Source organism: Pseudomonas sp. LBUM1668, assembly GCF_059695715.1.
Genome location: NZ_CP166787.1, coordinates 2,612,286 through 2,630,402, shown reverse-complemented (window position 1 = coordinate 2,630,402; position 18,117 = coordinate 2,612,286). Strand labels below are relative to the sequence as shown.

The following is an 18,117-nucleotide window of genomic DNA, read 5'->3' as shown; positions in this document are numbered from 1 at the left end:
GTGTTCCCTTCGAGCCCGTCCACCCATGCGTAACACGATGAAGTCGTTGTTTCTGGTCGCTTTCATGCTGCTCGTTCCCGGCAGTTTCTCGCTGTGGGCTGCGGATCTGCCGGCGCCTTCAACGACAGCGGCGGCGCCGCTGCCGGTGATTAATCAAAGTGATCTGCAAGCCTTGCAACAGCGTCTCGATGCGCTCAAGCAGCAGATTTCGTCGGCGAACAATTTCAATCAGCTCGAAGGGCCGCAGGATCGGGTTCAGGCTTTTATCCTGGATGTTGATCGGTTGTCGGCGTCGTTGTTGCCGCAGCAGGCGCAGTTGGCGGTGCAGTTGGGGGTGTTGGGTGCGGCACCGGATGCCCAGGCGGCGGCGGAGCAGGCAGATATCGTCGCGCAGCGGGCGGCGCTGACGGAGCAGAAGAACAAGGTCGATGGCACGCTGAAGAGTCTGGCGGCGTTGAAACAGAATGCGGCGGATTTGATCACGCAGATCGCCGGTATCCGCCGCACGTTGCTTGAGAGCGAATTGACGCTGCGCACACTGAGTGTGCTGAATCCGGATTTCTGGGCGCCGCTGGTCAATCCTTCAGAGAGTGATGCCCAGCGTTTCAATTATTTCTCCGACCAGATCCGCAAAATCTGGGCGACGGTATGGGCGCCGGGTGAGTACTTTTTCACGCTGGTGCTGATGTTGCTGGCATGGCTGGTGTGGACGGTCGGACGGCGATTGGCCGAGCGAGGGCTGACGTGGGCTTGTATTCATCGCATGCCCGAGGGGCGCTTGCGCCGCAGTGCACTGGCGTTTGCAACGGCGCTGGCGACGATCGCCACCACCGCCCTCGCCCTGCATTTGATGTTCTACGCCCTGACTCGGCACGCGCCGTTGGTGCCAGTGCTGACAACGTTCTCCGAAGAGTTCGAGAAAGTCGTCTATGCCTGTGTGCTGATCACAGGTTTGAGCCGCGCGCTGTTGGCAACGGAGCATCCGTCGTGGCGTTTGCCAGCGATTGCCGATGAAGTGGCGCTGGCGCTGAAGCCTTATCCGCGCATCTTGTCCTGCACATTGCTGGTGTTGGTGACGCTGGTGCTGGTCGGCAACGCTACGGCCATGAGCAGCCAGATCGTGCTGGCCGGGCGTGGGGTGATCTCCATAGTGGTCATGGCGATTATCGTGACGATGCTGTTGCGCGTCGGCAAAGTGCGCAAGGTGTTGATCGCCGCCAACGATCCACAAGCGGGCAGTACATTTGCCGGGGTAATTTACACGGCGGCGAGTATTTCGATGTTTGTCTCAACGATCGCACTGCTGACCGGTTACGTGTCGTTGGCACGTTTTGTCACGTATGAGCTGGTGTGGGCATATATCGTGCTGTCGGGCTTCTACATGCTGATTCAAGTGGTCAAGGACGGTTGCGAGTACGCGTTTTCGCCCAGGCATTCGAGCGGCAAAGCGCTCAAGCATCTGTTCGGGATGGGGGATCGACGGCTGGATCAGATCGCGATTGTGCTGTCCGGCTTCAGCCGCGCCATGCTGTTACTGTTTGCGGTTATTTCGCTGTTTGTCGGCGGCATTGGCACTACGTTCGGACAACTGATGAGCAACATCATGGCAATCCTCGGCGGCGCCGGATTGCGCAAGCTGAACATTGTCCCCGGTCATCTGCTCAATGCCGTGTTGGCACTGCTGATCGGCATCTGGTTGATCCGTGCCCTGCGCCGCTGGCTCGACAACGAGTTCCTGCCCAAGACCGACATGGATCCGGGCATGTGCGCATCGCTGAGCACGCTGTTTTCCAATATCGGTTACGCGCTGGTGATCTTGCTGACGCTGTCGTCGCTCGGCGTGCAGTGGACCAATCTGGCGTGGATTGTCAGCGCACTGTCGGTGGGCATCGGTTTCGGTTTGCAGGAGATCGTGAAGAACTTCGTCTCGGGCCTGATTCTGCTCACCGAGCGCCCGGTGAAGGTTGGCGATCTGATCAGCATCAGCGGCGTCGAGGGCGACATCCGCCGGATCAATGTGCGCGCCACGGAAATCCAGCTCAGCGACCGCTCGATCGTGATCGTGCCCAACTCGCAACTGATCTCGCAGAACCTGCGCAACGTCACCCTCGGTGGCAGTGCCCAGGGCGTGGCATCGCTGGAGTTGATGTTTCCGCTGGATATCGATCCCGAGGAGGTCAAAGAGCTTCTTCTCAACACCTACCGCGAGAACGAAAACATCCTCGACAAGCCGGCGCCGTTTGTGCGCTTCAGCCATTTATCGCCGGACGGGATTACGTTGACGGTAACGGGGTATGTGGGCAGCCCGAGGATTGTCGGGGTGACCAAGAGTGATTTGCTGTTCGAGGTGCTCAAGCGGTTGGGCGCGGCGGGGATTGCGCTGGCGAAGCCGGCGTCGAGTGCTTGATCAGATTCGATATTTTCGCTGGCTGATGCGCCGCTATCGCTGGCAAGCCAGCTCCCACAGGTTGCCGGGTGTCTAAAGAATCTTTACCTGACGCCGATCACTGTAGGAGTGAGCCTGCTCGCGATGAGGCCATTTAGAGACTGGGGCCTGCTCCGCAGTCCATCGGGGGATGAATCCTCGCCACAATGCGGACACGAATAGAAATACTCACGCGCATTTTGTCCTTGTGGCCCGTAATCACCAGCCCTTATAAAACCAGCCTTTCAGTCACGAAATATTAGGACACGAACATGAGCGACACCTGGAACGAAGGGTATTTCACCGACGAAGGCTACACCTACAGCTATAGCCGGGAAATCAATCCTGTCTTCCAGCGTTATTGCTTGTTGCTGCGCGGCTTTGCCAGCCTGGAATCGAGCGAAAGCCATCATTGCGAACTGGGCTTCGGCCAAGGCGTTTCGATCAATATCCATGCCGCCGCCAACCCCGGTTCCTATGTGGGTACAGACTTCACACCGTCTCAGGCCGCCTTTGCCAGCACGCTCGCCAGCGACTGGAACAGCAACGCGCGGCTGTATGACGACAGCTTCGCGCAACTGCTGGCCCGCGATGACTTGCCGCAATTCGACAGCATCAGCCTGCATGGCATCTGGACCTGGGTCAGTCGCGACAACCAGCAACTGATCGTCGAGTTTGCCCGTCGCCATCTGAAACCGGGTGGAATGCTGTACGTCAGCTACAACTGCTTCCCCGGCTGGTCGCCTGCAGCGCCACTGCGCAACCTGTTCAGCCTGCATGATCGCTTCACCAAGTCTGCCTCTGCCGGCCCGGATCAGCGTATTGACGCCGCTCTGCAATTCTCTGAAGCGCTGTTGGCCGCCAATCCCAACTACGCCAGCGCAGCGCCGAATCTGGATACCAAACTTCAGAGCATCAAGGGGCAGAATCGCCAGTACATCGCCCATGAATACTTCAATCGCAGCTGGGATTGCATGTATTTCACTGACGTGGTCGACGCCATGGCCCCCGCCAAACTCGACTACGTCACCACCGCTGTGCCGCTGGACTCGGTCGACCCGCTCAACCTCAGACCCGAAGGCATGGATTTCCTGGAAGGGATCGAGCATCCGATCATGCGCGAACAGGCGCGTGACTATTTCGTCAATCAGAGTTTCCGTCGTGATCTCTACGTGCGCGGCGCCACCCGGCTGTCCACTGCAGAGCAGCGCCAGACATTGTTCAATACCCGATTCATCCTGCTGCAAGCGCCAGAGAGCGTACCTGTCCACGTTCGCGGCCCTGCGGGTGAAGCCTCGCTGCAGACGGAGATCTACGGCCCGGTACTTGAAGCGCTGGCAGCCAACGACTATGCCCCGAAAACCTTGCGCCAGTTGTCAGCCGCCGCGTCCTCGCTGGCTTCTGACGATGTGCTGCAGGCGCTGAACGTACTGATCGGCATGAATGCCGTGGCACCGTGCCAGAGCGAAGCCGCCGAGAAAGGCGTGCAGGCGCGTTGCAACGACCTGAACCTGGAACTGTGCAAACGCTCGCTGCTGAACGACAAGATCCAGGTGTTGGCCAGCCCGGTGACCGGCGGCGGCATCACCGTCAGCCGTTTCGAACAGCTCTTCCTGATATCGATCAAGCATGGCCAGGAACAACCCGCCGAATGGGCACAACTGGCGTGGGCCATCCTCGGTGAACAAGGCGAAGTCCTCGTCAGGGACGGCCAGCCGCTGGCCAGCGCCCAAGAGAACATCGCTGAACTGACGCTGAGTGCCCAAGTGTTTGCCAGTAACAAACTGGTGATTCTCAGAGCGTTGAACATCGTCTGACAGGCACACGCGCGCAAAAGTATCGCTCATGAAAAAACCGGCTGAAGAGGCCGGTTTTTTTTGTCACTACAGGCTCGGTTTCATTCGCGGCAACCGCATTAGCTTCTTCGCAGCTCAAATCATTTGCACTTTGCCAACACCACCTGACAAGTATTCGGCGTGCCGCCTGAGCGCCCGGCATAGCGAATGCAGTTGTTCATGGATTTCTGCCGCGCCATGTTCAGGCTTGAGCCCCACGCCAGACCGCCCTCGCCCACCGTCGGCAACGCCTTGGCGTAGCAACTGTCGCCCACGCCTGAGGGCGGATAGTGTTTGCGGTTCGAGCAGCCGGCGCTCAGCGTCAGGCTGAAAACAATGAGCGCAGGCAAGAGCCACTGCGAGCATCGGTGCCGAGGTGTTCCGATCATCGCGTTACTCCTGTCGCATGAGAGTTATGACTCATTCAGTCTAGCTGCACTGAACGCGCCCCATTGTAGGAGCTGCCGAAGGCTGCGATCTCTTGACTGTAAAAACAGAATCAAAAGATCGCAGCCTTCGGCAGCTCCTACACGGAGGTTGTGGCCTGGCGGTACTGGCGCGGGGTGAAACCGGTCGAAGCCTTGAACTGGCGGGTGAAGGCGCTGTGATCGGTGTAGCCACATTGCAATGCAACCTCGGTGTAGGCGCTGCCGAAGGCTGCGATCTCTTGACTGTAAAAACAGAATCAAAAGATCGCAGCCTTCGGCAGCTCCTACACGGAGGTTGTGGCCTGGCGATACTGGCGCGGGGTGAAGCCGGTCGAAGCCTTGAACTGGCGGGTGAAGGCGCTGTGATCGGTGTAGCCACATTGCAATGCGGCCTCGGTGTAGGCGCTGCCGAAGGCTGCGATCTCTTGACTGTAAAAACAGAATCAAAAGATCGCAGCCTTCGGCAGCTCCTACACGGAGGTTGTGGCCTGGCGATACTGGCGCGGGGTGAAACCGGTCGAAGCCTTGAACTGGCGGGTGAAGGCGCTGTGATCGGTGTAGCCACATTGCAATGCAACCTCGGTGTAGGAGCTGCCGAAGGCTGCGATCTCTTGACTGTAAAAACAGAATCAAAAGATCGCAGCCTTCGGCAGCTCCTACACCGAGGTTGTGGCCTGGCGGTACTGGCGCGGGGTGAAACCGGTCGAAGCCTTGAACTGGCGGGTGAAGGCGCTGTGATCGGTGTAGCCACATTGCAATGCAACTTCGGTGATCGGCAGGTCGGTATGCAACAGTCGATGGGCGTGTTCAAGCCGCACTTTCTGGATCATCTGTCGTGGCGTCAGGTGGAATACCCGTTTGCAGTAGCGCTCCAGTTGCGCCACTGAAATGCCCGCAATGCGAGTGAGTTCGCCCAGCGTAACGCGCCGATTGAAGTGCTTGCGGATGTGCTCGTCGACTGCGGCCAGTCGCTGGAAGGCCGGATGGGTTTCGCTGGCCGACTGCAAATCGACCGAGATCCCGGCCAAACCGATGATCGCGCCGTCGCCGTTGTACAACGGGTGTTTATGGGTCAGGCACCAACCCGGTTCGCGGCTGCCGTACAGATGCAACTCGAGCTGATCCTCCAGCACGAAGCCCTCCTCCAGCACTTTGCGATCCTGTTCCGTGTAGCCCGGCCCCAGTTGCGCCGGAAAGACCTGTGCGCTGGTTTTGCCGAGCATTGGCCGCAGATCCTTCAAGCCACAACGCTGCACCAGCGTGCGGTTGGCCAGCACGTAGCGAGCCTGAACGTCCTTGATGAAAATCGCCGCATTGGGAATCAGGTCGAGCATCGGCAACAGCGGCGCCGCGCCGGCCAAGAGCGCTTCCAGCGTTTGCGGGCGATTGCCTTGACCGTCCTGGCACAGAATTGAAAACGCGTTGTGCATCGAAGGTTTCTCCCTGTTCACAGGTCGGCCATTGGGCAGTCGCATGCAGATTGCAGCAACGTTTGCGTCGTGTCGAGTGACGCAGTGCATGGGCGCAACTGTGCCGATTTCGTCATCGATCCCGCCGCAAAACATCAATCGCGCAAACGCCGATGAGTTCAAAGTCTGGCCGTCCCAGTGACACAACTGCCTATCCAATAACTCACAAGAAGGCAACGCCATGTCTGGTCAAGGCAAGTTCAAAAAACAGCTATCACTGATTGATCTCACGTTTATCGGCCTCGGTGCGATTTTCGGCTCGGGCTGGTTGTTCGCCGCCAGTCATGTGTCCGCCATCGCCGGGCCGGCGGGGATTTTTTCCTGGCTGCTGGGCGGCTTCGCCGTGTTGCTGCTGGGCATCGTTTATTGCGAACTCGGCGCCGCACTGCCCCGCGCCGGCGGCGTGGTGCGTTATCCGGTTTACTCCCACGGGCCGCTGCTCGGTTACCTGATGGGCTTCATCACCCTGATCGCGTTTTCCAGTCTGGTGGCGATCGAGGTGGTTGCCTCGCGCCAATACGCCGCGGCGTGGTTTCCCGGCCTGACCAAAAGCGGCAGCGGTGATCCGACCTTGCTCGGCTGGCTGGTGCAGTTTGGTCTGCTCTGCCTGTTCTTCGTGCTCAACTATCGCAGCGTGAAGACCTTCGCCAAGGCCAATAATCTGGTGAGTATTTTCAAGTTCATCGTGCCGCTGCTGGTGATCGGCGTGCTGTTCACTTTCTTCAAACCGGAGAACTTTCAGGTACAGGGTTTTGCGCCTTTCGGCCTGTCGGGGGTGGAGATGGCAGTCTCGGCGGGCGGGATCATTTTTGCTTATCTGGGGCTGACTCCGATCATCTCGGTAGCCAGTGAAGTGAAGAATCCACAGCGCACGATTCCCATCGCACTGATCCTCTCTGTACTGCTGTCGACCCTGATTTACGTACTGCTGCAAATGGCTTTCCTGGGCAGCATTCCGACAGAAATGCTGGCCAACGGCTGGGCCGGTGTCAGCAAGGAATTTGCCCTGCCGTATCGCGACATCGCGCTGGCACTGGGCGTGGGCTGGTTGGCCTATCTGGTCGTGGCCGACGCGGTGATCTCGCCGAGCGGCTGCGGCAACATCTACATGAACGCAACGCCTCGGGTGATCTACGGCTGGGCGCAGACCGGTACATTTTTCAAAGTCTTCACCCACATCGATGAAAAGTCCGGTATTCCGCGCCCGGCGCTGTGGCTGACGTTTGCGCTGTCGGTGTTCTGGACCCTGCCGTTCCCGTCGTGGGAAGCGTTGATCAACGTGGTCTCCGCCGCATTGGTGTTGAGCTACGCCGTGGCGCCGGTAACGGTGGCGGCGCTGCGGCGCAATGCGCCGGACATGCCACGACCGTTCCGGGTCAAGTACATGAGTGTGCTCGGGCCGGTGTCGTTCATCATCGCTGCGCTGATTGTCTACTGGTCTGGCTGGAACACCGTTTCGTGGCTGCTTGGCCTGCAAATCCTGATGTTTGTCGTATACCTGATGTGCGGCCGCTTCGTGCCAACCGCGCACCTGAGCCTGGCCCGCCAGGTTCGTTCTTCGGCGTGGCTGATCGCCTTCTACGCCATCACCATCGTGCTGTCGAAGCTCGGCACCTTCGGCGGCCTGGGCATTCTCGCCCACCCTTTCGACACAATCGTCGTGGCCGCGTGTGCCACCGGTATTTACTACTGGGGCGCCGCCACGGGCGTGCCGGCACACCTGCTGCGTCTTGAAGAGGACGATGAAGAAAGCGAAGTCGCCTCCGCCGCCACCACCGTGAACGCGCGCCCTGCTGGCGCCTACTGAAATCAGCCAAAGGGGCACCTTTTATGAAACGAGTACACGTTATCGATTCCCACACGGGTGGTGAGCCCACGCGTCTGGTGATGAACGGTTTCCCCGAATTGCCCGGCAGCACCATGGCGGAAAAACGCGATGCCCTGCGCAATCAGCATGATCAGTGGCGCCGCGCCTGCCTGCTGGAACCGCGCGGCAACGATGTGCTGGTCGGCGCGCTGTATTGCGCGCCGGTGTCGGCGGACGCCACCTGCGGCGTGATCTTCTTCAACAACGCCGGTTATCTCGGCATGTGCGGCCACGGCACCATTGGCCTGATCAACTCGTTGCAGTACCTGGGGCAGATCACTGCGGGCGTGCACAAGATCGATACGCCCGTTGGCCCAGTCAGCGCGACGCTGCATGAAGACGGCATGGTGACGCTGGGCAACGTGCCGTCTTACCGCTACCGCAAACAGGTGCCGGTGGACGTGCCCGGTTTCGGCCGCGTGACTGGCGACATCGCCTATGGCGGCAACTGGTTTTTCCTGGTGTCCGAACACGGCCAGAACCTGTCGATGGACAACGTCGAGCACCTCACCGCCTACACCTGGGCGATGCTCAAGGCTCTCGAAGATCAGGGCATTTATGGCGAAGACGGGGCCGTGATCGACCACATCGAACTGTTCGCCGATGACCCCGACGCCGACAGCCGCAACTTCGTCATGTGCCCCGGCAAAGCCTATGACCGCTCCCCTTGCGGCACCGGCACCAGCGCCAAACTCGCGTGCCTGGCCGCCGACGACAAGTTGCAGCCCGGCGAGCGCTGGGTGCAGGCGAGCATCACCGGCAGCCAGTTCGAAGGCCGCTTTGAATGGCAAGGCGAACGCGTTCGCCCGTACATCACCGGCCGCGCTTACATGACCGCCGACAGCACGCTGCTGATCGACGAAACAGACCCGTTCGCGTGGGGCATCTGAGCCACCGCGTCGACTTTTCAAACCCATCCGAATGATGTGCCAAGGAGTTAAAACAATGAGCGACAACATCTTCACCGGTTGCATGCCGGCCCTGATGACCCCGTGCACCGCCCAGCGCAAACCGGATTTCGACGCACTGGTGGCCAAGGGTCGCGAGTTGATCGATATCGGCATGAGCGCTGTCGTGTACTGCGGTTCCATGGGCGACTGGCCGCTGCTGACCGAAGCCGAGCGCCAGGAAGGCGTGGCGCGGCTGGTGGCCGCGGGCATCCCGACGATTGTCGGCACCGGCGCGGTGAATACCCGTGAAGCCGTTGCCCATGCAGCCCACGCGGCAAAAGTCGGTGCGCAAGGCTTGATGGTGATTCCACGCGTGCTGTCGCGAGGCGCTTCGGCCGCCGCGCAAAAGGCTCACTTCGCCGCGATTCTGCAAGCGGCGCCGAACTTGCCGGCGGTGATCTACAACAGCCCCTACTACGGCTTTGCCACCCGCGCTGATCTGTTCTTCGAACTGCGCCGCGAGTACCCGAACCTGATCGGCTTCAAGGAGTTCGGCGGCGGCGCCGACTTGCGTTACGCCGCCGAGAACATCACCTCCAAGGATGACGGAGTGACCCTGATGGTCGGCGTCGACACCCAAGTGGTGCATGGCTTCGTCAACTGCAACGCCACCGGCGCGATCACTGGCATCGGCAATGCCCTGCCCCGCGAAGTGCTGCAACTGGTGGCCCTGAGCAAGCAAGCGGCGAAGGGGGATGCCAAGGCGCGGCGTCAGGCGCGGGAGCTGGAATCGGCACTGGCAGTGCTGTCGTCGTTCGACGAGGGCTGTGATCTGGTGCTGTATTACAAACACCTGATGGTGCTCAACGGCGACAAGGAATACTCCCTGCATTTCAACGACACCGATGCGTTGAGCGACTCCCAGCGCCGCTATGCAGAAAACCAGTACGCGCTGTTCCGCCACTGGTACGAAAACTGGTCAGCAGAGCAGAACTTCGCCTGACCCCAGGCTTTGCTTTCTCGCCCGCCGGTTTTTGCGGCGGGCGCTTTTTTCTCATCAGGAAGACACCATGACTCTGACGGGCAACATGCTGATCGGGCAGCAACGTATTGCGGGCAATCGTGAAGCCATTCACGGGATCGACCCGGCCACCAATACCGTGCTGGAACCTGCCTATGCCGGCGGATCGGCCGCGCATGTCGAACAGGCCTGTGCCTTGGCCTGGGCGGCGCTGGACAGCTATCGCGAAACAACGCTGGATGCCCGCAGCGAATTTCTTGAAGCCATTGCCGACGAAATCGAAGCCCTTGGCGATGAACTGATCGACCGCGCCGCCGCTGAAACCGGTCTGCCCCGGGCGCGTCTGCTCGGCGAACGCGGGCGTACTTGTCAGCAACTGCGTCTGTTTGCGCGCACGGTGCGCAACGCTGAATGGCTGGACGTGCGCGTCGATACCGCACAACCGCAACGTCAGCCGCTGCCGCGTTCGGATCTACGGCAACGTCAGGTACCGCTGGGCCCGGTGGTGGTGTTTGGCGCGAGCAATTTTCCGCTGGCGTTCTCCGTCGCCGGCGGTGACACGGCTTCGGCACTGGCCGCCGGTTGCCCGGTCATCGTCAAGGCGCACAGCGCGCATCCAGGCACCAGTGAGTTGATCGGCCATGCGCTGGCGCGGGCGGTAAAAGCCTGTGGTCTGCCGCCGGGCGTGTTCTCGTTGCTGTACGGTTCCGGGCGCGAAGTGGGCATTGCGCTGGTCACCGATCCCCGCATCAAAGCCGTGGGTTTTACCGGTTCGCGCAGCGGTGGTCTGGCGCTGGTTCAAGCGGCGCAGGCAAGGCCGGAGCCGATTCCGGTGTATGCGGAAATGAGTTCGATCAATCCGGTGTTGCTGTTTGCGGCGGCGTTGCACAATCGCGCGCCAGCTCTTGCAGAAGGTTTTGTTGCTTCGCTGACGCTAGGGGCCGGGCAATTCTGTACCAATCCCGGGCTGGTGATTGCGCGTAAGGGCCCCGCGCTGGACAGCTTTATCGCGGCCGCTGCCGAACGGTTACGACACAGCCCGGCGCAAACGATGCTGACGCCCGGGATCTTCAATGCCTATGAGGCTGGCGTGAATGCGTTAATTGAAAACCCGCGCGCGCAACTGTGCGCTGAGGGTCAGATGAGCACAGGACCAAATCAGTGTCAGGCCCGGCTGTTCGTCACTCAGGCAAGGGATTTTCTGGCCGATCACAGCCTTCAGGCAGAGGTGTTTGGCGCGGCGTCGCTGGTTGTGCAATGCAGCGATGACGATGAAATCCGTCAAGTGATCGAACGCCTGGAAGGCCAACTCACCACCACGTTGCACCTTGACGACGCAGACCTTGAGCAGGCCCACGCATTGTTGCCGACACTGGAGCGCAAGGCCGGTCGCTTGCTGGTCAATGGCTGGCCTACCGGCGTCGAGGTGTGTGAGGCGATGGTTCACGGCGGACCGTTTCCAGCCACGTCCGACTCGCGCACAACGTCGGTCGGCACCGCAGCGATCCAGCGGTTCCTGCGCCCGGTCTGTTATCAGGACTTCCCGGACAGCTTGCTGCCTGGCGCGCTGAAACAGGCCAATCCGCTGGGGTTGCGACGGTTGCTCGACGGGCAAAGGGAAGCGCAGAACAATGCCCAATAACGCCTCGCATGATATCGCCGTGGTCGGCGCCGGGATCATCGGCGTTGCCTGCGCATTGCGTCTGGCTCGCCAGGGTTTGCGAGTTGTCGTCATCGACCAACAGGAACCGGGCCACGGCGCATCGTTCGGCAATGCCGGGCATCTGGCGACCGAACAAGTGTTTCCGATTGCCGACCTGTCGATACTCAAGCGCCTGCCGGCCATGTTGATGGACCCGATGGGGCCGTTGCGCCTGGACTGGAAATACCTGCCCCGCGCCCTGCCCTGGTTCACACGGTTGTTATTGAATCTGCGCTCGGAGCCCTTTCAGAAAACCGTCGCCGGTTTGCGTGCGCTCAACGAAGGCAGCCTCGATGCCTGGCAACGGTTACTCAGCGATATCGAGCGTCCCGACCTGCTTAAAGTCGAAGGCTCACTGCTGGTATTCGAACGTGCGGATTCACTTCAGGCCATCGAAGCGCTTCAGACACGCTTGCATCAGCAGCAGGTACCCGTCGATTTCTGGCAGGCAGATGCGATTCGCGACACCGCACCGCAACTCAGCGAGCAGATAAAGGGTGGTCTGTTCTTTCCGCGCACCGGGCATTTCATTGATCCTTATCGCGTGGTTTGCGAGTTGGTCAACGCAGCCAAGACCAGCGGCGTGCGTTTTGTGAAGCAGCAGGTTCAGGGCGGATATGTTCAGGAGCACGGCGTTTCACTGATCACCGGAAACGGTGGTGTGACCGCGAGCCGCGTCTTGATCGCCTGCGGCGCGCACTCGGCCAAACTCACGGCCGCGTTGACCGGTAAAACCGTGCCGCTGGACACCGAACGCGGTTATCACTTGATGCTGCCCCAGGAACACGGCCGACTGCCCTTCCCCGTCACCTCCATGGAACGCAAGTTCATCATGACGCCGATGTCCGAGGGACTGCGGCTGGCCGGTACAGTTGAGTTCGCAGGCCTTGAACAGCCGCCGAAGATGGAACGCGCGTGGCAGTTGCATCGGTTGAGCCAGGGGCTGTTCCGCAAAGATCTGAGTGCTGAAGCGGCGACACCGTGGATGGGCTTCAGACCGTCATTGCCGGATTCGCTTCCGGTGATTGATCAGGTGTGCGGTGGCAAGGTGCTGCTTGCGTTCGGGCATCAACATTTGGGGCTGACGCAGGCGGCGGTGACGGCGGAGATGATTGTGGGGATGGTGGGGGCGGTAACCACAAAATCGCCGCAAGACCTGCCAGGCACCGAGGCCTATCGACTGGCGCGCTTCTGATCTCGCGTCAAATGCGCTGAAGCGCGTCGCCGTGGTGAGGGGATTTAGCGAAACGTCCCACCGCCCCGATCAGCTGCGCAGCAGTCGTAAAACCCGAGCATGCGGTATTCCTGCAAGTTCGCGGTGACTGGTTTTGGGGCTGCTGCGCAGCCCATCGGGGATAAATCCCCTCGCCACAATGGGGTTTCATCGGTTGTACCGGAGCTGCTGATTTGGGTCTGCCGCGTAGCCATCGGGGCGGTGCGACGTTTCGCTAAAGCCCCTTGCCACAATGACTTGTGTGAGGGGCGGAAATCACCATTTCGTCTGACATGAAAAAACCGCCGTCCCGATCATCCGGGATGGCGGTTTTTTTGTTCAGTCCACAGCAAGCCTGATGGAATGAAAGATCAAAAGATCGCAGCCTTCGGCAGCTCCTACAGGAGTTATGCGTCGTAGAACGGGGCGACTGAGACGCGACTGCCGACGAAGAAACTATCCGCCACCAACCGCAGCGGTTGCAGGTCGAGGTCGCTGCTCTTGTCACCGATCAGTTGCTGGAAGTGCCGATACACCGCCGCGTATTCACCCTCCTCCGAAACGGGCTGGCGCACGCCGTCAATGCTCAACAATGCGCCGCCGTTGTCCAGTCGCAACACCCCTTCGGCGCAACGGATCTCGATGCTCCAGAGTTCGTCGTGGCCGTGGTCGAAGTCGAATTCGGCGCGTACATCGAGGTGGCGCGCGTCTGACATTTTGATCGACGCGGCAATCGGTGACTGGCAGTTTTCGGGAACGCGCAGTTCGGCGGACTCGACAAATAACGGTAGCGCCAGCAAGTGCGTGGCAATCGACAAAGCATTGATGCCCGGATCGAATACGCCCAAACCGCCCGGTTGCCAGATCCAGGTCTGGCCGGGGTGCCATTTGCGCACGTCTTCCTTCCAGTCGATCTGCACGCTTTGCAGAGTGCGCGTGGCGAGCCACTCGCGGGCGGCGGCAATGCCGGGGGCGTAGCGCGAATGCCAGGCGAACAACGCGCTGACGCCTTGCTGCCCGGCCAGGCTGACCAACGCCATGGCCTCACCTAATGTGGCGCACGGCGGCTTTTCCACCAGCACATGTTTGCCGGCAGCCAGCGCCTCTTGCACCAAGGCAAAGCGCCCTTGGGGTGGCGTGCAGAACGCGATCGCATCAACTTGCGGGCCGTTGGCGAGCAACTCGCTCAGGGACTGGAAATTCTCCACGCCGGCGCAAGGCTTGCCCTGTGTGGCGACAGACACCAACTGGAATGCGGGATTGGCGTTGATCGCCGGGACATGTTGATCCTGGGCAATCTTGCCGTAGCCCACCAGACCGAGACGGATCGGTTGCATCAATGACTCCTGTTTTTGTCTTGTTTTAGTCAGCGAGCCGGAAGATTACCCGCAAACGCCGCGCCCGTCTGTCGGTGCAACGTCACAACGACGCACAGGATCAGGCAAGCATTGCTCGGTAATTCACGACTTCACGTCCGGGTCGCAACGTGGCCCCTGTCGCCGGGATTTGACAGGCAACGCGTAGCTCGACAAAGTCGCACCCCTTTTGCGGCCATCAGTGCCGCAGGTCAGTGTTGAACAGGGGTTGTCGTTGAACGAACACACATTGTCCATGCGCCTGGAACGCGTGGCGGCGCACGTGCCCGCCGGCGCGCGACTGGCCGATATCGGCTCGGATCACGGCTATCTGCCGGTGGCGCTGATGCGCCGTGGCGTGATTGCAGCGGCAGTGGCTGGCGAAGTGGCGTTGACGCCGTTCCGCTCGGCTGAACGCACGGTGCGCGAGAACGATCTTGAACAGCACATCACCGTGCGTCATGCCAGCGGCCTGGCGGCAATCGAGCCTGGCGATGGAATCACCGCGATCAGCATTTGCGGCATGGGCGGCGAAACCATCCGCGACATTCTCGACAGCGGCAAAGCGCAGCTTAGCGGCACCGAACGCCTGATCCTGCAACCCAACGGCGGCGAGCAACCCCTGCGCCAATGGCTGATGGATAACGGCTACCGCATCCTCTGCGAAGAACTGCTGTGGGAGAACCGCTTCTACTACGAAATCATTGTGGCCGAGCGTGCAGACCCCGTCGCCTACACGGGGCCAGAATTGTACTTCGGGCCACTGCAGATGCAGGCGCGCAGCCCGGCGTTTCTGAGCAAGTGGCAGCGCATCCTTCGCGAGAAACAAAAGACCCTGAGCCAGTTCGCCCGAGCGCGGCACGCATTACCCGAAGCGAAAGTGCAAGAGATCACGCAACAAGCGCAATGGATCACCGATTTATTGGCTTGAATGACGGACGCCTGACAGCACTGATCGCTTCGCTCCAATCCTGGGCGCCTAACCGTTGCGACCACGGCTACTGAATGACTCCCCCCGCCATCGCCCTCAGTGGAAGAATCCCGCAGGGTTCGCTCCTTTCGATTTGATACACCACATCACAAATGAAGTACCTCAAGGCGTATTTATCAATCACGCGCCACTTCTTAAAGTTCACTCCAACAGCAGCCCATCATCCCGACAGGCTGGCTAATGGAGTTACTCCAATGCCTTTCATCAGCGTACGCATCACCCGTGACGGCGTCACTCGCGAGCAAAAAGCCCAGGTGATCAAAGAGATCACCGAGACGATGGAGCGAGTACTCAACAAGGACCCAAAACTCACGCACATCGTGATTGAAGAAGTCGACACGGATAACTGGGGTTACGCCGGTATCACCACCACCGAGTACCGCCAGCAGCTAGCGGACGAACAGTCATGAGCCGCACGGTAAAAATCGACTTTGTCTCGGATGTGGTCTGCCCATGGTGCGCCTTGGGCGCTACGGCACTTGAGCAAGCGATTGCGAATCTGGCCGGTGAGATCGATGTTGAACTGACCTACAAACCGTTCGAACTGAACCCGGATATGCCGGCCGCCGGTGAACACGCCGTCGAGCACATGATGCGCAAATATGGCCGTAGCGCTCAGCAAGTGGCAGAGCGCAACGCGATGATCATTCAACGCGGCAAAGACATCGGGTTCACTTTCGATCTGGAAAAACGCAGTCATTTTTTCAACACGTTCAATGCGCATCGCCTGTTGTTTTGGGCACACATCGAAGGCCGTCAACGCGCACTGAAGAAAGCTCTGTTGCGAGCCTACTTCACCGACGGCAAGAACCCGGATGACGCGCAAACGCTGGTGAATCTGGCGGGCGAAGTCGGTCTCGACACCCGGCGTGCGCAAGAAGTATTGGCGAGCGGCGAGTTCAGTCAGGAGGTCCGCGAGCTTCAGCAGTTTTACCAGGCGCGAGGCATCAACTCGGTCCCGGCAATGGTGCTCAATGACCGAGAACTGATGTCCGGATCGCACTCGGTCGCCGAATACCAGCAAGCGTTACGGCAGGCGGCACGAGAGACCTCTCAGGCCTGATTTGCAGATTTTTCTACCCAATCCCTATCGATTCAATGAGGAATTCATCATGAGCACTTCCAATAAAGTTGTAGTGGTTACCGGCGCCTCGCAAGGCATTGGCGCTGGCCTGGTCAAGGGTTTTCGCGATCGCGGGTATCAGGTTGTCGCGACGTCTCGCTCCGTCAAACCGTCGTCGGACCCGGATATTCTGACCGTCGCTGGCGACATCGCTGATCCGCAAACCGCCGAGCGGGTTATCCGTGAAGCCGTTGCACGCTTTGGTCGCATCGACACACTGGTCAACAACGCGGGCATCTTCGTCGCCAAGCCGTTCACCGATTACAGCAAAGAAGATTACGCCCAGGTCGTGGCGACCAACATGAGCGGCTTCTTCTACATCACCCAACTGGCCATTGCCGAAATGGAAAAAAACCGTAGCGGCCACGTCGTCAGCGTCACCACCAGCTTGGTCGACCACGCGATTGACGGCGTGCCTTCGGTGCTGGCTTCGCTGACCAAGGGTGGCATCAACGCGGCAACCAAATCGCTGGCCATCGAGTACGCCAAGCGCGGCATTCGGGTCAACGCGGTTTCGCCGGGCATCATCAAGACGCCAATGCACGGCGTGGAAACCCACGAAGCGCTGGGCAATCTCCACCCGGTTGGCCATATGGGCGAGATTGATGACATCGTGCAAGCGATCCTCTATCTGGATAACGCGAACTTTGTCACGGGCGAGATCCTGCACGTCGACGGCGGCCAGAGCGCGGGTCATTGATCCAGCCGCTGTCCTTGCCACAACAAACGGCACCGTCGGTCTATACCGGCGGTGCCGTTTGTTGTGGTAAATACCGGGATGAAATATCCGTTGAGCCTCGGTGTAATCGATTATGAAGCGCCACTTTGAAGACTTGCAGTTAGGCAGTATCGAACTCTTTTGCCTCGCCGCCGAGGCGGGCAGCTTCACCGCGGCTGCGCAGCTCGCCGGGGTGACACCGGCAGCGGTGAGCCGGTCGATTCTGCGTCTGGAACAACGGCTCGGTGCTCGGCTCTTCGCGCGAACCACGCGCAGCATTCGCTTGACCGAAGCCGGTAGAAACTTCTTCGTCCAGTGCAGCCAGGCGCTGACCCAACTGGTCGAAGCTCAACAAGAGGTCATGGGCGCACAGACAAGTACCTCAGGACGATTGCGCATCAGCCTGCCGACCACTTACGGGCATCACCGCATCCTGCCGCTGCTGCCAAAGTTTCGTGCGCTGCACCCCGACGTCACCGTCGATATCCACTTGGGTAATCGCAACATCGACTTCGTCGCGGAGGGCTACGACTTGGCGATCCGCGTGCGCGCCCAACCCGACTCGACGATGATTGCGCGCCTTTTAGAGGACGCCAAACTGGTGGTGGTCGCCTCGCCCGAGTATCTGCGCAAGGCCGGTACGCCGCAGACGCTGGAGGATCTGGCGGAACACGAGTGCATCCAGTTCGAACTGCCCAGCAGCGGACGGCGGATTTCTTGGCTGTTTCAGGAAAATGGCAGCGATCGCGAGATTATTTCGGACGGCGGTTATTCCTGCTCTGACGATGTGCTCGGAGGCGTGACGCTGGCCAAGCATGGTGCCGGGGTGTTCCAGACCTACAAATTCATTGTCGAACAGGAATTGGCGGACGGCCGCCTCGTCGAGGTCCTGCAGCCCTATAAAGGTCGTTCCAGGCCTTACACCTTGCTGTATCCGCACGGGCGCTACGTGCCCCAACACGTGCGCGCCTTCGTCGATTTTCTGCTGCAATACCGCGATCAATGGGCGGCGCTTTAGCGGTGAATGCGCCGGGCGCTACAGACTGATTGCACTGGCTCTGGCCACACAGGTAGTATTGA

The 18,117-nt window shown here is 60.0% G+C and carries 17 protein-coding genes and 1 pseudogene; 12 read left to right on the top strand and 6 right to left on the bottom strand.

The features are described from left to right. Nucleotides 1–25 precede the first annotated feature (25 nt). On the top strand, nucleotides 26–2,407 hold the full coding sequence (locus tag ACA061_RS11850; RefSeq protein ID WP_150605009.1) for a DUF3772 domain-containing protein: 2,382 nt from the start codon (nucleotides 26–28) through the stop codon (nucleotides 2,405–2,407). A gap of 290 nt (nucleotides 2,408–2,697) precedes the next feature. After that, nucleotides 2,698–4,242 carry a methyltransferase regulatory domain-containing protein gene (locus tag ACA061_RS11845; protein WP_497301645.1) on the top strand — a complete coding sequence of 515 codons (1,545 nt, stop codon included), beginning with the start codon at nucleotides 2,698–2,700 and terminating at the stop codon, nucleotides 4,240–4,242. 119 nt (nucleotides 4,243–4,361) lie between these two features. On the opposite strand, the gene ACA061_RS11840 is transcribed toward ACA061_RS11845, so the two are convergent. The 5 genes and pseudogenes from ACA061_RS11840 to ACA061_RS11820 form a co-directional block, all read right to left on the bottom strand. Then, nucleotides 4,362–4,649, bottom strand: a complete 288-nt coding sequence (locus ACA061_RS11840) for a hypothetical protein (protein ID WP_150595402.1) — start codon at nucleotides 4,647–4,649, stop codon at nucleotides 4,362–4,364. 137 nt (nucleotides 4,650–4,786) lie between these two features. Further along, nucleotides 4,787–4,900, bottom strand: a pseudogene (locus ACA061_RS11835) (helix-turn-helix domain-containing protein); the annotation flags it as partial. A 72-nt stretch (nucleotides 4,901–4,972) separates the two neighbouring features. Next, nucleotides 4,973–5,110, bottom strand: a complete 138-nt coding sequence (locus ACA061_RS11830; protein WP_497301930.1) for a helix-turn-helix domain-containing protein — start codon at nucleotides 5,108–5,110, stop codon at nucleotides 4,973–4,975. Between the two features lie 48 nt (nucleotides 5,111–5,158). Beyond that, nucleotides 5,159–5,296 carry a helix-turn-helix domain-containing protein gene (locus ACA061_RS11825; RefSeq protein ID WP_497301928.1) on the bottom strand — a complete coding sequence of 46 codons (138 nt, stop codon included), beginning with the start codon at nucleotides 5,294–5,296 and terminating at the stop codon, nucleotides 5,159–5,161. A 48-nt stretch (nucleotides 5,297–5,344) separates the two neighbouring features. Then, on the bottom strand, nucleotides 5,345–6,118 hold the full coding sequence (locus ACA061_RS11820) for an AraC family transcriptional regulator (protein WP_150605007.1): 774 nt from the start codon (nucleotides 6,116–6,118) through the stop codon (nucleotides 5,345–5,347). Nucleotides 6,119–6,338: 220 nt separating this feature from the next. Here ACA061_RS11820 and ACA061_RS11815 point away from each other — a divergent pair, with 220 nt between their 5' ends. The 5 genes from ACA061_RS11815 (at nucleotide 6,339) to ACA061_RS11795 (ending at nucleotide 12,832) form a co-directional block, all read left to right on the top strand. After that, nucleotides 6,339–7,964: an APC family permease gene (locus ACA061_RS11815; protein ID WP_497301644.1), complete on the top strand. Its 1,626-nt coding sequence runs from the start codon at nucleotides 6,339–6,341 to the stop codon at nucleotides 7,962–7,964. 23 nt (nucleotides 7,965–7,987) lie between these two features. Further along, a complete protein-coding gene (locus ACA061_RS11810; protein WP_497301643.1) occupies nucleotides 7,988–8,914 on the top strand; it encodes a 4-hydroxyproline epimerase in 927 nt (308 codons plus the stop codon). A 55-nt stretch (nucleotides 8,915–8,969) separates the two neighbouring features. Continuing rightward, the gene (locus ACA061_RS11805) at nucleotides 8,970–9,917 is read left to right on the top strand and encodes a dihydrodipicolinate synthase family protein (RefSeq protein WP_497301641.1); all 948 of its coding nucleotides are present in this window, start codon (nucleotides 8,970–8,972) and stop codon (nucleotides 9,915–9,917) included. A 67-nt stretch (nucleotides 9,918–9,984) separates the two neighbouring features. Then, the gene (locus ACA061_RS11800) at nucleotides 9,985–11,577 is read left to right on the top strand and encodes an aldehyde dehydrogenase (NADP(+)) (RefSeq protein ID WP_497301640.1); all 1,593 of its coding nucleotides are present in this window, start codon (nucleotides 9,985–9,987) and stop codon (nucleotides 11,575–11,577) included. Further along, nucleotides 11,567–12,832: an NAD(P)/FAD-dependent oxidoreductase gene (locus ACA061_RS11795; RefSeq protein WP_497301639.1), complete on the top strand. Its 1,266-nt coding sequence runs from the start codon at nucleotides 11,567–11,569 to the stop codon at nucleotides 12,830–12,832. The genes ACA061_RS11800 and ACA061_RS11795 overlap by 11 nt, the downstream gene beginning before the upstream one ends. Before the next feature lie 425 nt (nucleotides 12,833–13,257). Here the strand turns inward: ACA061_RS11795 and ACA061_RS11790 are convergent, their stop codons facing one another. Then, on the bottom strand, nucleotides 13,258–14,187 hold the full coding sequence (locus ACA061_RS11790) for a Gfo/Idh/MocA family protein (protein WP_210555199.1): 930 nt from the start codon (nucleotides 14,185–14,187) through the stop codon (nucleotides 13,258–13,260). Nucleotides 14,188–14,440: 253 nt separating this feature from the next. On the opposite strand from ACA061_RS11790, the gene ACA061_RS11785 reads away from it, so the two are divergent. The 5 genes from ACA061_RS11785 (at nucleotide 14,441) to ACA061_RS11765 (ending at nucleotide 18,055) form a co-directional block, all read left to right on the top strand. Continuing rightward, nucleotides 14,441–15,136, top strand: a complete 696-nt coding sequence (locus ACA061_RS11785) for a tRNA (adenine(22)-N(1))-methyltransferase (RefSeq protein ID WP_497301638.1) — start codon at nucleotides 14,441–14,443, stop codon at nucleotides 15,134–15,136. Nucleotides 15,137–15,390: 254 nt separating this feature from the next. After that, nucleotides 15,391–15,606 (top strand): tautomerase family protein, encoded by a 216-nt coding sequence (locus ACA061_RS11780; protein ID WP_042558834.1) that lies wholly within the window; start codon nucleotides 15,391–15,393, stop codon nucleotides 15,604–15,606. Continuing rightward, entirely contained in the window at nucleotides 15,603–16,259 is a 657-nt protein-coding gene (locus tag ACA061_RS11775; RefSeq protein WP_210701977.1) for a DsbA family oxidoreductase, read from the top strand. The genes ACA061_RS11780 and ACA061_RS11775 overlap by 4 nt, the downstream gene beginning before the upstream one ends. 49 nt (nucleotides 16,260–16,308) lie before the next feature. Beyond that, nucleotides 16,309–17,019: an SDR family NAD(P)-dependent oxidoreductase gene (locus ACA061_RS11770; protein WP_042562036.1), complete on the top strand. Its 711-nt coding sequence runs from the start codon at nucleotides 16,309–16,311 to the stop codon at nucleotides 17,017–17,019. A gap of 112 nt (nucleotides 17,020–17,131) precedes the next feature. Beyond that, nucleotides 17,132–18,055, top strand: coding sequence for a LysR family transcriptional regulator (locus ACA061_RS11765; RefSeq protein WP_150618210.1), 924 nt, complete (start codon nucleotides 17,132–17,134; stop codon nucleotides 18,053–18,055). Nucleotides 18,056–18,117 lie beyond the last annotated feature (62 nt).